The organism is Variovorax sp. Soil_C_39 (assembly GCF_057656815.1).
This window is the reverse complement of sequence record NZ_JBDGJQ010000050.1, coordinates 1-404: the sequence shown is the minus strand read 5'-3', so window position 1 is coordinate 404 and position 404 is coordinate 1. Positions and strand designations below refer to the sequence as shown.

The window sequence follows — 404 nt, the reverse complement described above, 5'->3', positions numbered from 1 at the left end:
GCCTCGATCAATGCCTCGTCGCGCAAGATCGTCGACATCATCGGCGTGATCGACGGGATTGCGTTCCAGACCAACATTCTCGCGCTCAATGCGGCAGTCGAGGCGGCACGCGCCGGTGAACAGGGCCGCGGCTTCGCTGTGGTGGCATCGGAAGTGCGCAGCCTGGCGCAGCGCTCTGGCGCGGCGGCCAAGGAGATCAAGGGCCTGATCGACGACTCGGTCGGCAAGGTCGAGGCGGGCAGCCGGCAGGTGGCCGAGGCGGGCCGCACGATGGAAGAGATCGTCGACAGCGTCAAGCGCGTGACCGACATCATGGGCGAGATCACTGCGGCGAGCCAGGAGCAGAGCACGGGCATCGAGCAGGTGAACCAGGCGATCGCGCAGATGGACCAGGTGACGCAGCA

1 protein-coding gene is annotated in these 404 nt (G+C 66.6%); it reads left to right on the top strand.

Translation table 11 applies throughout. The features are described 5' to 3' along the window. On the top strand, positions 1 to 404 hold a 404-nt coding region (locus tag AC3A6J_RS28050), incomplete at both ends, for a methyl-accepting chemotaxis protein (RefSeq protein ID WP_487863279.1).